The organism is Lentzea sp. NPDC060358 (genome assembly GCF_042725365.1).
In the GTDB taxonomy this organism is placed as follows: domain Bacteria; phylum Actinomycetota; class Actinomycetes; order Mycobacteriales; family Pseudonocardiaceae; genus Lentzea.
Genome location: NZ_JBHXCW010000235.1, coordinates 1 through 11,831 on the forward strand (window position 1 = coordinate 1; position 11,831 = coordinate 11,831).

Sequence of the window (11,831 nt, forward strand, 5' to 3'; positions counted from 1 at the left end):
GGCAGAAAATCGTGTCGAAATCGGACACCGATTCGTCGAGCACCACGGGCAGTCGTTTTTTCTGCCCAAGTGGAGAAATGCCGCCGGCGACGTAACCCGTCGCGCGTTCGGCGTCCGCGACGACCGCCATCTTCGCCTTCTTGCCCTTCAGGGCGGCGGCGAGACCCTTCAGGTCGAGCTGCGACGTCACCGGCACGACGCCGACCGCGAGCTTGCCGTCCACCTCGGCGACGAGCGTCTTGAAGACGCGTTCCGGCACCAGCCCGAGCGCCTCGGCCGCCTCGAGCCCGTACGACTCGTGGCGGGGGTCGTGCTCGTACGAGTGCAAGGTGTGCGCCACCCGCTGCTTGTCCAGCAGCGCTGTGGCGGGCGTCCCACGTCCGGCCATGCGGAATTACTACCAGCCCGCCCGTTGTTGAGCGGTACGTGGCAACCAACATGCTTGAGCGGTCACGCGTAGAGTCAGTCCCGACCCAGAACCTGTGGGAAGGGAGCGCGGTGCCCGCCACCGGCACGACAGAAACGACGGCGGAGCGCGCTGCGCGTTTCGAGCGCGACGCCATGCCCATGCTCGACCAGCTGTACTCGGCCGCGCTGCGCATGACGCGCAACCCGGCCGACGCGGAAGACCTGGTGCAGGAGACGTACCTCAAGGCCTACTCGGCGTTCGCGTCCTTCTCGGAGGGCACGAACCTCAAGGCGTGGCTGTACCGGATCCTGACGAACACCTACATCAACGGCTACCGCAAGAAGCAGCGCCAGCCGATCCAGCAGCCGACGGACGAGATCACGGACTGGCAGCTGGCGCAGGCGGAGAGCCACACCTCGTCCGGGCTGCGCAGCGCCGAGGTCGAGGCACTCGACAACCTGCCCGACAGCGACGTCAAGGAAGCATTGCAGCGGTTGCCGGAGGAGTTCCGGATCGCGGTCTACCTCGCCGATGTCGAAGGCTTCGCGTACAAGGAGATCGCTGACATCATGGGCACCCCGATCGGCACGGTGATGTCCCGGTTGCACAGGGGCCGTCGCCAGCTCCGCGACATGCTGGCGGACGTCGCCCGCGACCGCGGTTTCCTGCGAGGCAGCAACGGAGACGCGTCATGAACTGCGGCGAACCCCACGACACCGACTGCTCCGAGGTGCTGTCCGAGGTCTGGCTGTTCCTGGACCAGGAGTGCGACGGGTCCCGTCGCGCGGCGCTGCAGACGCACCTCGACGAGTGCCACCCGTGCCTGGAGCAGTTCGGGCTGGAGGAGCACCTCAAGGCGCTGCTCGCGCGCAAGTGCGGTGGCGACTACGCCCCCGCCGACCTGAAGGCGCGCATCCGGGCGACGATCGTGGAGATCCGCACCGAGGACTGAGACGTCCTCCCGCACGACAAAAGGCCCTGGTCACCGTGATGGTGTCCAGGGCCTTTCGCAGCACTCAGGCGTTGGGGCGCTTGCCTCGGTTGGCGCCGCCCTTTTTGCGGTCGCGGCGCTTGCGAGCACGCTTCGACATGGGTGTCTCCTAGGATCAGAACTGCTTCGCCCACCAGTTTCTCATGGAGGAGTTCTGTCTACGCTCACGGACCTGCTGGCCGAGCACACCAAGCTCTCCGGAGCGGCCGCCGACCACCTGCAACTGGTCGTCGCGGAGTGGCAGCTCCTCTCCGACCTGTCGTTCGCGGACTTCCTGATGTGGGTGCCGCTGGAGGACGACAAGTTCCTCTGCGTCGCCCAGGCCCGTCCCACCACCGCGCCCACGGCCCACCCGGAGGACGTGGTGGGCAGCGAGGTCGACTCCGAGGAGCACCCGCAGCTGCGCCGGGCACGGGACGAGTCGCGCATCTGCCGCGAGGAGGACCCGCGCTGGCACCTCGGCGTGCCGGTGCGCAGGGAGACGATCCCGGTGCGGCTGGGCACGCAGGTCATCGCGGTCCTGAGCCGCAGCACCAACCTCGCGGTGCCGCGCGTGCCGTCGCCGCTCGAGATCTCCTACCTCGGCAGCGCCGCCGACCTGTGCCAGATGATCGCCGACGGCACGTTCCCGGCGCCCGAACCGTCGCCGGACGTGCACACCAGCCCGCGCGTCGGCGACGGCCTGATCAGGCTCGACCCGTCCGGCGCGGTGGTGTTCGCCTCGCCGAACGCGCTGTCGGCCTACCACCGCATGGGGCACGCGTCCGACCTCGTCGGCGTCCACCTCGCCCCGCTCACCCGCAGCCTCATCGGCGACCCGTTCGACGCGACCGAGGTGGCCCAGCGCATCCGGCAGGCCCTCGACGGCCAGACGTCGATGCGCATGGAGGCCGAGTCGCGCCGGGGCGCCGCCGTGCTGTTCCGCGCGCTGCCGCTGCGGCCGCGCGGGCAGGCGGCCGGCGCGATCGTGCTGTGCCGCGACGTCACGGAGGTGCGCCGGCGGGACCGCGCGCTGATGTCCAAGGACGCGACGATCCGCGAGATCCACCACCGGGTGAAGAACAACCTGCAGACCGTGGCCGCGCTGCTCCGGTTGCAAAGCCGCAGGTTGAGCAACCCGGAGGCGAAGGAGGCGCTGGCCGAGTCGGTCCGCCGTGTGACTTCCATCGCACTGGTGCACGAGACCCTGTCGATGTCCGTGGACGAGCGCGTCGACCTCGACGACGTGGTCGACAAGGTGATCCCGATGATGGGCGACGTGGCCGTCACCGAGACCCAGGTGAGCGTGCGCCGCGAGGGCGGTTTCGGGGTCGTGCCCGCCGAGATCGCCACCCCGCTGGTGATGGTGCTGACCGAGCTCGTGCAGAACGCCTTCGAGCACGCCTACGCCCCTGGCCAGCGCGGGGAGGTCGTCGTCCACTCCGAGCGCTCCGCCAAGTGGCTCGACGTGACGATCACCGACGACGGCAAGGGCCTTCCGCAGGGCTTCTCGCTGGAACGCACCGACCGGCTGGGTCTGCAGATCGTTCGGACCCTCGTCGATTCCGAATTGAGAGGCTCGCTGAGCTTGCGGCGGCGGCCCCGAGGCGGTACTGAGGCGGTCCTGCGCGTGCCGCTCAGAGGGCGGCGGTAAACTGGCGAAGTGCACACGTGACGACCAGCCTCAGCGGTCTCACGTGGTCATGCGGGAGGGTGTGCAAACAACGAAGAAGCCCGACACCTGGCACGGTGTCGGGCTTCTTCTCGTACGTCTTTGCTTGCGGCGAACAGCCTGCTCAGGCGTTGCTGCGGGCACGCGTGCGGGCGTTGCGGCGCTTGAGAGCGCGACGCTCGTCCTCGCTCATCGCGCCCCACACGCCGGCGTCCTGGCCGCTCTCCAGCGCCCACGCGAGGCAGTCGGAGACGACGGGGCAGCGACGGCAGACGGTCTTCGCCTCGGCGATCTGGAGCAGCGCGGGACCACTGTTTCCCACGGGGAAGAACAGCTCGGGGTCCTCGTCGCGGCAGATCGCGCGGTGGCGCCAGTCCATTGGAACTACTCCTCAGCTAGGCGCGCACAAGGGCACGCCGGTTGTCAGCGGTCGTTTTTGGGGTGCTTGTGAATGCTTTCACGAACGGCAGAGATGTCAAGGGGTAAGCACTGACCCGGTGAGTGAACTCACCCAAAAGATCGACAGCGTTCACCTGGGGTTTCACGCTCTGCTGTCACTCGACTGCAGTACATCCCGGGTGAGTACCAGGACGGTCACGAACCGATCACGGACTGTCAAGTTGCTTATACGGCAACAGTCAACGCGTCGGGAACCGCCCGGAACTCGACCGCAGTCGTCGTTCCGAGGAAATCTCCGTCGACCTGGAGGTTGGCGGGCTCCTCGGACTTCACTCTGACATAACCCACGTCGTCGCGCCGAACGAGTTTCCCGCTCTTCGGGTTGCCCGTCGCGAGGACCTGGGCGATGTAGCGCCCGACGGTGGGCACCCGCATCGTCTCCAGCGCGCTGAGGCCGAGACCGCCGTCGAACGACGTGCTCGGGTTCAGCTGGATCGCCTTGTCGCCGAAGTACGTCCACGGGTCGGTGTTCGACACGAACACCATGCCGACGTCCTCGAAAGGCGCCTCGTCCGGGATCTCGACGGTGAAGTGCTGCGGTTTGCGCACGTTCTGCGCGTACGCCTTGAGCGCGACGCTCAGGTAGAGGGCAGGGCTCGCGTTGTGGCCCTTGGCGCGCTTGCGTTCGACGCCCGCCACCACGTCGGCGTCGAGCCCCATGCCGGCGTTGAAGGTGAACCAGCGCCCGTCGGCCCCCTCGGCGACGTCCGCGAAGACCTGGCCGAGCCCGATCCGCCGGCTGGTGCCGTGCTCGATCGCCTGGAGCAGCACGTGCGTGGCCTCGACGGGGTCGCGCGGGATGCCCAGGGCGCCCGCGAAGACGTTCGCCGAACCGCCGGGGACGACGCCCACCATCGGCGTCTCCGGGCGGGGGCCGTCGCGCAGGACGCCGTTGACGACCTCGTTGACCGTGCCGTCGCCACCGTGGGCGATGACCAGGTCGAACCCGTCCGACACGGCCTGGCTCGCGGCGTCCGCGGCGTGGCCGCGGTAGGAGGTCTGGACGATCTCCAGCTTCACGTCGCTGGCCAGCGCGTGCGCCAAAACGTCACGGCCCGCCGGCGTCGTTGTAGTCGCCTGCGGGTTCACCACGAGAAGTGCGCGCACCACTTGAGAGTAAGACAATGCGTGACCGCCGGCGTCTCGCATGTCCTCCCTCGGGGTAGCCACAGCCTCACGAAAGTGGCGCAGATCTCCCTTCCGTCAGCACCGCGTTCCCCTCGAAGTCGAGTGCACCCCGGACGACCGCCGGCTCGCTGAGGAGGTCCCTCGATCCTGCCGCGCGGGGCGTGCCGAGTGAGCCCTCCAACCGGGTGGCCTACGATCCGTGACCAGGTACAGAACGTGAGGAAAGGCCGCCCGTGACCACTGGGACCCCGGCGCCACCGCGCTCGGTGCGCATCGCCTCCGCGCTCACCGTCCTGCAGGGCCTGGGCGGCATCGCGCTGGCCGTCGCCCTCGTGATCCGGGTGATCGGCGGGTCGAAGCCCGCCGGCCCGATCCTCGGCGCCGCCGGTGTGCTCGTGATCTGGTTCGGCGCGGCGATCCTCGCCTCGGTGCTGTTGTTCCGGGGCCAGCACGGCGCGCGCACGCCCGTTATCGTCACGCAGCTGCTGCTCCTGGGCTGTGCCTGGTACGCCTACGGCCCGTCTGACCAGCAGCTCCTGGGGTCGCTGGGCGGCATCTACTGCGTCGTGGTGCTCGTGCTGCTGTTCACCAGTGACGGCCGCCGCTGGGCGATGGGCCACGACTCCGCGGATCACGACAAAGCCGACTAACGGAGGGTGGTCAGCCTCACACCAAAGGGTGAAGCTGTGCGTGGTTGCTTAACCACTCCCTGCTCTCAAGAGGTGACCAACCATGCGTGTTATGACCGCGATCGCGGGTGCCTTCCTGGCGGCGCTCTCCCTCGCACCCGTGACGGCCTCGGCTGCTCCCGAGGACCCGAACATGTCGCCGATGATCATCGGCGGCAGCACCGCGTCGAACTTCCCGTACGCGGCGCGGCTCTTCGTGAACGGGCGGGAGAACTGCTCCGCCACGAAGATCGCCCCGACCTGGATCCTGACGGCGGAGCACTGCGTGGCCTCCTCGGGCACGTACACCTTCCGCGCGGGCAGCTTGGACCAGACCTCCGGTGGCCAGCTCGTCACCGGTAACCAGATCATCAAGCACCCGTCGGCCGACCTGGCGCTCGTCCGGGTCAGCACGTCGATGTCGGCGCCGTTCTCCCCGCTCGGCCAGACCGTCTCGAACGGCCAGACCGTGCAGCTCTACGGCTGGGGCGCGACCTGCACCAACCAGCCGGAGATCAACTGCCAGTCGCGCTACCTGAAGGTCGCGAACACCCAGGTCACGAACGTCAACGGACGTGACTACCGGGGTGGTCAGGCCATCAGCGTGCGGCGCATCGACGGCATCGCCGCCGGTGGCGACTCCGGCGGCCCGATGTTCGCGAACGGCCGCCAGGTCGGTGTCGCGTCCACCTCGGACCGGTCGAGCGTCTCGAACTACACCAACATCAACAACTCCAGCTACCGCAGCTGGATCCGGCAGTACGCGGGAGTCTGAGACACCCCGTCCCACCAGCGGTAACCCTGCGATGGCCCTCGGCTCCGGCCGGGGGCCATCACCCTGCGTGTTCACCAATGGCGGATGGACACGAACGGAGTAGCCAGCTACCGTTCCGCAGCGTTCGCGCCGCTCGGGAGCAGGTGAGGTGCGCTGTGCAGGACCGCCTGAAGCAGGTGAGGACAGGGGGCGGTTCCGAGCGCCCGAACATGGCCCGCCTCTTCGACTACTACCTCGGCGGGGCCCACAACTTCGCGGTCGACCGCCTGCTGGCCGAGGAGAGCATCGCGCGGTTCCCGGTCGCCGAGATGGCGCGCACGATCAGGTCGTTCTCCCGCCGCGTGGTGCGGCTGTGCGTCGAGGAGTACGGCATCCGCCAGTTCCTCGACCTGGGCAGCGGCATCCCGACCGCGGGCAACGTCCACGAGGTCGCCCAGTCGATCGACCCGTCGTGCAGCGTCGTCTACGTCGACCACGACCCGATCGCCGTCGCGCACGCCCGCACGATGCTGCGCGACAACCTCGACGCCGCCATCGTGCAGTCCGACGTGAGCGACGTCGGCGCCGTGCTGCGCGACCCCGAGACGCGCCGCCTCATCGACTTCAGCGAACCGACCGCGGTGCTGATGATCGGCATCCTCCCGTACGTCACCGACGAACCCGCGGGTGTCGTCGCGCGCTACCGGGCCGCGTTGTGCGAAGGCAGCATCCTCGCGCTGACGCACCTCACGAAGGACGTCGAGCCCGAGCTCGTCGGCCGGCTGGTCGACCACCTCGCGGACGGCATGCACTCGCCGCTCGTGCCGCGCACGAAGCAGGACGTGGAGGAGTTCCTCTGCGGGCTGCGGCTGCTCGAGCCCGGTCTGGTGCTCGCGGCGCACTGGCGCGCGGACGGCGAGCTGCCCGGTGCGTCGGCCGCGGCGGACGCCTCGACCTACGGCGCCGTGGGCCTGGTCGGTCCCTGATCCCTCGGGTACGACGAAGGCCGGGCCCGGAGCCCAGGGGTGGCTCCAGACCCGGCCTTGCGCCGTTGCGGGGATCAGCTCCGGTACGCGGCCTGCTGGCCCGCGAGCGCGGCCGGGCCGTGGTACTGCGCGTTGCCGAACGCGAGGATCGCGTAGCCGATCAGGCTGAACAGCCAGAGGCCGACGACGCCGAAGACGGTGTCCTTCGCGAACGACTTGGCGATGTCGATCGACACGATGACCGAGATGACCACGTTCACGAACGGGATCAGCATGAGGACGAGCCACCAGCCGGGACGGCCGGCGATCTTCAGCCACACGTAGATGTTGTAGATCGGGATGATCGCGGCCCAGCCGGGCTGACCCGCCTTGGTGTTGACCTTCCACATGATGATGATGCCGATCACGGCGAAGATCAGGCTGATCACCAGGAAGGTGCCGGAGATGGCGGCAGCGGCCGTCGTGTCGATCTCGGTGGTCGGGTCAGTGCCCGCGGTCGTTCCTTCTTTCCACGCTTGCTTCTTGCCGGGGGATCGGCGAGCGGGGACGCTGCCAGCACCGTGCGCCGGTCCTGTGTGGAATTCCCGTTTCGTGAGCCTTTCGAGACCTTCCGTCAACCTTCAGAGTGATGAGCCCAGCTCGCGTAGCGCCTCGTCCGCCACCCGCATCACGGTCCACTCGTCCATCGGGACGGCGCCGAGCTTGCGGTAGAAGCCGATGCTGGGCTCGTTCCAGTTGAGGACCCACCACTGGAACCTGGTGTAGCCCTTGGCGACGCACTCCCGGGCAAGTGTCTCGAGCAGCTGCCTGCCGATGCCGCTGCCGCGGTGCTCCGGCGTGACGTAGAGGTCCTCGAGGTAGATGCCGTGCACGCCGTCCCACGTCGAGAAGTTCAGGAACCACAACGCGATCCCGACAACCTCACCGTCCACTTCGGCCACGTGGCCGAACAGCGCGGCGTGATCGCGGAACAACGCGGTGTGCAACTGCTCCGCGGTGAGGTGGCACTGCTCGGGCGCCTTCTCGTAGAGCGCGAGCTCGTGCACCAGCCGCACGGCCGCGTCGACGTCGCGCGGTTCGACCCGGCGGATCATCACACCTCCCACGCGGGCACGTTGAGCCTGCGCACCTGCGGGTCGCCCCGCTCGTCGCCCAGCTGGCAGATGCCGGCCGGGTCCAGTCCGAAGTGGACGCCCTGGTCGGGCGCGAGGCCGAGCCACGCCGCGATCAGCACGCGGCTGAAGTGCCCGTGCCCCACCAGCACCACGTCGCCGCCGGGCAGGATCTTGCGCACCTCGCCGAGCACCTTGCGGGCCCGGTCCTGCACCTCGGCGTGCGTCTCGCCGTTCGGCATCGGGTGCGTCCAGACCGTCCAGCCGGGGACGCGCTCGCGGATCTGCGGGGTGGTGATGCCCTCGTAGTCGCCGTAGTCCCACTCGGCCAGGTCCTCGGTGGTGGCGCCGACCTCCAGCCCGGCGAGCTCCGCCGTCCTGGTGGCGCGGTGGCGCGGGCTCGTCAGCACGAGCGCGGGCGCCTGGTCGGTGCCCCGCAGCCGGGCGAGCACGGCGCCCGCGCGGCGTGCCTGCTGCTCGCCCTCGGGCGTCAGCTCGATGTCAGTGCGTCCCGTGTGCCTGCCGGTCTCGGACCACTCGGTCTGGCCGTGGCGCAGCAGGTAGAGGTGGGTGCTCACCTGTTCGATCCTAAGGAGTGACGGGGAGCACGTTTGGAGGAGTCCGCTCGCGAGGTAGCCGGGAAGACATGACCGCCGAGCAGCCCGACCACGGCGTCCCCGACGAGGTCGACGCACGCGAGATCCGCGAAGCCTTCGGGGTCCGCGTCGCGCGCATCCGCACCGAACTCACTTCGACGTGGAACAAACTGCGCCAGAACGAACGCGACACCGACGCCGGGGAGCGGTGAGGTCCAGGTCGGCCGGAATTCGGCGACCAGCGCTGTAGAACCTGCCCTGAGCTGGGTCAACCCGCCATTCGCATCTCAAATGAGCTGAATGGCGTAATACTGTCGTCTATTTGTTGTTTTGGTTGGCGACCGGCGGTCGCAAACGCGTTCGACCTCGCTAGAACGGAGTGGATCCGTCCTTTTCGAGGGGGACCTGCATGCGCCGGACATTCGCGTTTCTGATACCCGTTCTGCTGGCCGCGGTCTTACCCGCGGTGCCCGCGTCAGCCGCTCCGCAGCCACCTCCCGGCGTGTCCGTCGCCGGGGGCGTGCTCCGCTGGACCGCTCCCGCGCCGATGCCGCCGACGAACGCCGGCGTGGAGTTCTGGGAGGGCGACCGGTTCCTCGGGCGCGCCCGGGAGTCCGCCGACCTCCGCACGTTCACGCTGGAGGCGGCGCCGGGGGACCCGTCCGCGGTGCAGGTGAGATCGGCCGGCAGGCGCCTGGACGTGCCCGAGCCGCCGCAGGCCTCGCTGGCCGTGCCCGAACTGCCCGCGCCCCGGCCCGCGGCGGACGTGGACCCCGGCACGCCCGGCCCGTACGCCACGACCACCGGTGAGTACGAGCTCGACCCGATCACGCTGCCCGGTTACCGGGTGCCGATCGAGATGCAGGCCGTCGTCGTCGCGCCGGAGAGCGCGCCCGGCAAGCGGCCGCTCGCGCTGTTCCTGCACGGCCGGCACTTCACCTGCTACGGCGGGTCGGGCCAGATCAGCATCAACTGGCCGTGCCCGGCGGGCATGACCGCCGTGCCGAGCCATCGCGGGTACCTGAAGGCGCAGCAGCTCCTCGCCTCGCAGGGCTACCTGACGGTCTCGATCTCCGCGAACGGCATCAACGCCCAGGACGCGCAGGCCGTGGACGCCGGTGCGCAGGCGCGGTCGTCGCTGGTGCGCCACCACCTGGCGAGGTGGGCGGACTGGTCGTCCGGCAGCGGGGGCGCACCCGTCGCCGTGCAGGCCGACATGGACGAGGTGCTGCTCATCGGCCACTCCCGCGGCGGCGAGGGCGTCAACCGCGCGGCGACCGACAGCCTCACCCCGCCCGCGGGCGACACCGGGTTCAGCGGTCCGGTCCGCTGGACCATCCGCGGTGACGTGCTGGTCGGTCCCACGATCTTCGGCCACAACCCGGCGCCGGACGTGCCGTCGGTGACGATCCTGCCCGGCTGCGACGGCGACGTCTCCGACCTGCAGGGCCAGATGTTCGTCGACCAGACGCGCGGCCTGAGCGACGGTGCCGCGCTGCACAGCGCGCTGTACGTGGCCGGCGCGAACCACAACTACTTCAACAGCGAGTGGACGCCCGGCCAGGCGGTCGCGCCGGCGTTCGACGACTTCTCGCCCGGCAGCCCGCCGGACGCGCTGTGCACGCCCGGCACCGCCACCCGCCTGACCGCGGACCAGCAGCAGGCCGCGGGTGCCACCTACGTCGCGGCGTCCGCGCAACTGTTCCTCTCCGGCGACGAGCGGGTGCTGCCACTGCTCGACGGGTCCGGCGTGCGCGCGCCGTCCGCCGACCCGGCCCGTGTCCTCTCGCACGCCGTCGGTGCCGCGCGGAAGCCGTTCGTCGTGCCGGACGCCGCCACGGCCGTGTCCGGGAGCGCGCGGGTGTGCCAGCAGGTCTCGCGGGACGCGGCGGCCGTGTGCAGCACGACGCGGTCACCGCACTTCGTCGGCTTCCGGTACGCGTCCGCGCAGCCGGAACGCCTGTCCGTCGCGCTGAAGTGGGCGGCGGCGGGACAGACGGCCGAGGTGCGGCCGGCGGCCCCGGTGTCGCTGGAGGGGTCGCGGTCGCTGGCCCTGCGGCTGGCGGTCCCGGCGAACGCTCCCACCACCGGGTTCGGCGTCTCGGTGACTGATCGAAGTGGACAGAGGCACGCGCTCGGGTCGGTGTCCGTCACCGGTCTGCCCGGCACCGCCCGCGTGAGTGCGTTGTGGGCCCAGGAAGTCCGCGTTCCGCTGCCCGGGGGACTCGGTGCCGTGGCAGCGCTGGAACTGGTGCCCGAGACGGCGGCGGGCGAGGCGTGGCTGATCGACGCCCACGGCTGGAACGACGGGCTCGTCCCGGTGGCGGTGACCGGCCCGGGCCGGGTCGACGCCACCGTCGTCACCGCGGACGAGGGGAACTCCGGCACGCAGACGTACAACGTCGTCGTCACCGCGGGCGGCGACGGCACCCGTGTCGTGCGGCTCTTCTACACCACCGCGGACAACCAGCCCACGACGAAGCTCGTGTCGCTGGCACCCGGCGAGAACCGCACCGAGGTGCCGATCCCGGTCACCGGCAACACCAGGTGGGGCGGCGACCGGCAGGTCCCCGTCGCGGTGCAGGCGATCTCGAACGCCGTCGTCGGGTCCGCGGTCGGCGGCCTGCTGGTGCGCGACGACGACCCGGCGCCGAAGCTCACGGTCACGCCGGTCGCGGACAGCGTGGTGGAGGGCGGTGTCCTGAAGTGGAGGCTGACGCTCTCGGAAGCCGCCGACGCGCCGTTCACGCTGGGCGGCCTGCCGGTGGCACCCGAGGGTGCCACCGAACTGTCCACAACGGACGTCAACGGCACGTGGTTCCAGCAGAACTCCGGTGAGTCGGCGCTGCCGTCGAGGCCGCTGTCCGCGAGTCAGCTCGCGCTCTACGTGGTGATCGCGCCGGGGCAGACGTCGATCGAGGTCACCGTGCCCACGGTGACCGACGCCGAAGCCGAGTCCGAGGAGCAGGTCCGGGTGCAGTTCGAGGGGCTCTCGCCGACCGGCACCGACTTCGAGGTGATCGGCAAGGTCGCCCAGGCCTAGGCGCTTCGCCGGACGGTGCCGCTCCCCGCTCGGG

At 69.9% G+C, this 11,831-nt stretch carries 15 protein-coding genes; 8 read left to right on the forward strand and 7 right to left on the reverse strand.

From position 1 onward, the window contains the following. The coding region (locus tag ACFWGZ_RS33595; protein ID WP_382455612.1) for a YbaK/EbsC family protein at positions 1 to 388 on the reverse strand (388 nt) is incomplete at its 3' end. 50 nt (positions 389 to 438) lie between these two features. Between ACFWGZ_RS33595 and ACFWGZ_RS33600 the strand changes: the two genes are divergently transcribed. Further along, the gene (locus ACFWGZ_RS33600; protein WP_382418534.1) at positions 439 to 1,104 is read left to right on the forward strand and encodes a sigma-70 family RNA polymerase sigma factor; all 666 of its coding nucleotides are present in this window, start codon (positions 439 to 441) and stop codon (positions 1,102 to 1,104) included. After that, entirely contained in the window at positions 1,101 to 1,361 is a 261-nt protein-coding gene (gene rsrA / locus ACFWGZ_RS33605; protein ID WP_330853469.1) for a mycothiol system anti-sigma-R factor, read from the forward strand. Before ACFWGZ_RS33600 ends, rsrA begins: the two co-directional genes overlap by 4 nt. Before the next feature lie 64 nt (positions 1,362 to 1,425). On the opposite strand, the gene ACFWGZ_RS33610 is transcribed toward rsrA, so the two are convergent. After that, on the reverse strand, positions 1,426 to 1,500 hold the full coding sequence (locus tag ACFWGZ_RS33610) for a 50S ribosomal protein bL37 (protein ID WP_369809028.1): 75 nt from the start codon (positions 1,498 to 1,500) through the stop codon (positions 1,426 to 1,428). 54 nt (positions 1,501 to 1,554) lie between these two features. On the opposite strand from ACFWGZ_RS33610, the gene ACFWGZ_RS33615 reads away from it, so the two are divergent. Further along, on the forward strand, positions 1,555 to 3,033 hold the full coding sequence (locus tag ACFWGZ_RS33615) for a sensor histidine kinase (protein ID WP_382455621.1): 1,479 nt from the start codon (positions 1,555 to 1,557) through the stop codon (positions 3,031 to 3,033). 142 nt (positions 3,034 to 3,175) lie between these two features. On the opposite strand, the gene ACFWGZ_RS33620 is transcribed toward ACFWGZ_RS33615, so the two are convergent. After that, positions 3,176 to 3,430: a WhiB family transcriptional regulator gene (locus ACFWGZ_RS33620; protein ID WP_330853468.1), complete on the reverse strand. Its 255-nt coding sequence runs from the start codon at positions 3,428 to 3,430 to the stop codon at positions 3,176 to 3,178. A 245-nt stretch (positions 3,431 to 3,675) separates the two neighbouring features. Further along, on the reverse strand, positions 3,676 to 4,617 hold the full coding sequence (locus ACFWGZ_RS33625; RefSeq protein ID WP_382455613.1) for a diacylglycerol/lipid kinase family protein: 942 nt from the start codon (positions 4,615 to 4,617) through the stop codon (positions 3,676 to 3,678). Between the two features lie 254 nt (positions 4,618 to 4,871). Here ACFWGZ_RS33625 and ACFWGZ_RS33630 point away from each other — a divergent pair, with 254 nt between their 5' ends. The 3 genes from ACFWGZ_RS33630 to ACFWGZ_RS33640 all read left to right on the forward strand — a co-directional run bounded on the left by ACFWGZ_RS33630 (position 4,872) and on the right by ACFWGZ_RS33640 (position 7,046). Beyond that, positions 4,872 to 5,288, forward strand: a complete 417-nt coding sequence (locus tag ACFWGZ_RS33630; RefSeq protein ID WP_382455614.1) for a hypothetical protein — start codon at positions 4,872 to 4,874, stop codon at positions 5,286 to 5,288. 91 nt (positions 5,289 to 5,379) lie between these two features. Continuing rightward, positions 5,380 to 6,081, forward strand: coding sequence for a S1 family peptidase (locus ACFWGZ_RS33635; RefSeq protein ID WP_382455615.1), 702 nt, complete (start codon positions 5,380 to 5,382; stop codon positions 6,079 to 6,081). 155 nt (positions 6,082 to 6,236) lie between these two features. Continuing rightward, a complete protein-coding gene (locus ACFWGZ_RS33640; RefSeq protein ID WP_382455616.1) occupies positions 6,237 to 7,046 on the forward strand; it encodes an SAM-dependent methyltransferase in 810 nt (269 codons plus the stop codon). A 74-nt stretch (positions 7,047 to 7,120) separates the two neighbouring features. On the opposite strand, the gene ACFWGZ_RS33645 is transcribed toward ACFWGZ_RS33640, so the two are convergent. From ACFWGZ_RS33645 to ACFWGZ_RS33655, 3 genes are all read right to left on the reverse strand, one after another. After that, a complete protein-coding gene (locus ACFWGZ_RS33645) occupies positions 7,121 to 7,474 on the reverse strand; it encodes a DUF5684 domain-containing protein (RefSeq protein WP_382455617.1) in 354 nt (117 codons plus the stop codon). Positions 7,475 to 7,666: 192 nt separating this feature from the next. After that, on the reverse strand, positions 7,667 to 8,140 hold the full coding sequence (locus ACFWGZ_RS33650) for a GNAT family N-acetyltransferase (protein WP_382455622.1): 474 nt from the start codon (positions 8,138 to 8,140) through the stop codon (positions 7,667 to 7,669). Next, on the reverse strand, positions 8,140 to 8,736 hold the full coding sequence (locus ACFWGZ_RS33655; protein ID WP_382455618.1) for a histidine phosphatase family protein: 597 nt from the start codon (positions 8,734 to 8,736) through the stop codon (positions 8,140 to 8,142). The genes ACFWGZ_RS33650 and ACFWGZ_RS33655 overlap by 1 nt, the downstream gene beginning before the upstream one ends. A 68-nt stretch (positions 8,737 to 8,804) precedes the next feature. On the opposite strand from ACFWGZ_RS33655, the gene ACFWGZ_RS33660 reads away from it, so the two are divergent. Both ACFWGZ_RS33660 and ACFWGZ_RS33665 read left to right on the forward strand, forming a co-directional pair. Continuing rightward, positions 8,805 to 8,966 (forward strand): hypothetical protein, encoded by a 162-nt coding sequence (locus tag ACFWGZ_RS33660; RefSeq protein ID WP_382455619.1) that lies wholly within the window; start codon positions 8,805 to 8,807, stop codon positions 8,964 to 8,966. A 290-nt stretch (positions 8,967 to 9,256) separates the two neighbouring features. Beyond that, complete coding sequence (locus ACFWGZ_RS33665; protein ID WP_382455620.1) at positions 9,257 to 11,797, forward strand: hypothetical protein; 2,541 nt, start codon at positions 9,257 to 9,259, stop codon at positions 11,795 to 11,797. The last annotated feature ends 34 nt before the right edge of the window (positions 11,798 to 11,831 follow it).

Excerpts from the sequence above, each read along its gene's own strand:
- ACFWGZ_RS33620 (WP_330853468.1), bottom strand. The coding sequence starts at position 3,430 with ATGGACTGGCGCCACCGCGCGATCTGCCGCGACGAGGACCCCGAGCTG.
- ACFWGZ_RS33635 (WP_382455615.1), top strand. The coding sequence starts at position 5,380 with ATGACCGCGATCGCGGGTGCCTTCCTGGCGGCGCTCTCCCTCGCACCC.
- ACFWGZ_RS33650 (WP_382455622.1), bottom strand. The coding sequence starts at position 8,140 with ATGATCCGCCGGGTCGAACCGCGCGACGTCGACGCGGCCGTGCGGCTG.
- ACFWGZ_RS33660 (WP_382455619.1), top strand. The coding sequence starts at position 8,805 with ATGACCGCCGAGCAGCCCGACCACGGCGTCCCCGACGAGGTCGACGCA.
- ACFWGZ_RS33600 (WP_382418534.1), top strand. The coding sequence starts at position 439 with ATGCTTGAGCGGTCACGCGTAGAGTCAGTCCCGACCCAGAACCTGTGG.
- rsrA (WP_330853469.1), top strand. The coding sequence starts at position 1,101 with ATGAACTGCGGCGAACCCCACGACACCGACTGCTCCGAGGTGCTGTCC.